This window comes from Massilia sp. CT11-108, assembly GCF_047302915.1.
Lineage (GTDB): Bacteria > Pseudomonadota > Gammaproteobacteria > Burkholderiales > Burkholderiaceae_D > Telluria > Telluria orientalis.
Genome location: NZ_JBKYMO010001245.1, coordinates 1 through 459 on the forward strand (window position 1 = coordinate 1; position 459 = coordinate 459).

The window sequence follows — 459 nt, forward strand, 5'->3', positions numbered from 1 at the left end:
ACGCGCAGCAGCAGGCGCAGCGCCGCGCCGGTGGCGTCGACGGCGCCGCGGCGCGACTTGATCGTCCAGTAGCCGACGGCCGGGTCGTAGCCGCAGTCGAAGGCGTCCTTCGGCCGCACCTGCACTTCGAGCGGCGAGTCCGGTCCGTCGTTGATGAGGAGGACGGCGCCTTCCGCGCCGAACGGCCAGCCCGGCGCGGCGTACGTCGCCTCGTGCGCATCGTGGCCGATCAGGGTCAGTCTCTGGTTCGGGTAGATGGGGCAGACGGTCTTCCACACGGCGCTGTCGCGCGACACGCTGACGGTGTACTGCACGGCCTCGCTCGGCGCGGGCAGGTACACCGCATGGCCGAATTTCACTTCGACCTCGCCCGGCTCCAGGCGGTCGGCGCCGACGACGTGGTAACGGACGTCGTCGCCCTGCAGCAGGTCGCCGAAATCCTTGCGGTGCAGCGCGGAC

1 pseudogene is annotated in these 459 nt (G+C 71.0%); it reads right to left on the reverse strand.

Features of this window, described 5'->3' with window-relative positions:
- Positions 1-459, reverse strand: a pseudogene (locus ACEN88_RS34235) (hypothetical protein); the annotation flags it as partial.